This is a genomic window from Falsihalocynthiibacter sp. S25ZX9, assembly GCF_041205405.1.
Lineage (GTDB): Bacteria > Pseudomonadota > Alphaproteobacteria > Rhodobacterales > Rhodobacteraceae > Falsihalocynthiibacter > Falsihalocynthiibacter arcticus.
This window is the reverse complement of sequence record NZ_JBGFCD010000368.1, coordinates 1-277: the sequence shown is the minus strand read 5'-3', so window position 1 is coordinate 277 and position 277 is coordinate 1. Positions and strand designations below refer to the sequence as shown.

At 43.3% G+C, this 277-nt stretch carries 1 pseudogene; it reads left to right on the top strand.

Annotation, left to right across the window (positions count from 1 at the left end):
* Nucleotides 1–80: 80 nt before the first annotated feature.
* Nucleotides 81–277, top strand: a pseudogene (locus AB9F29_RS22610) (glycosyl transferase); the annotation flags it as partial.

Below are 277 nucleotides of genomic sequence, written 5' to 3'. Positions count from 1 at the left end.
GCAAAGAAACGCTGTTTATTCAACGCCTGTTAGCGTTATTTGTGTAAACAATCTGGGATAATAAGGGTTTTGTTTCGTAAATGGCAAAAATCGCCTACATTCTTCTGTGCCACAAGGATCAAGAAGCCATCATTTTGCAAGCCAAGCGTCTGACCGCTACTGGTGACTATATGGCGATTCATTTTGACGCAAGCGCCAGTCAAGCGCATTTCGCCGAAATTGGCGCAGCCCTGAAGGGCAATTCAAATGTTGTTTTTTCAAAAAAGCGGATCAATTG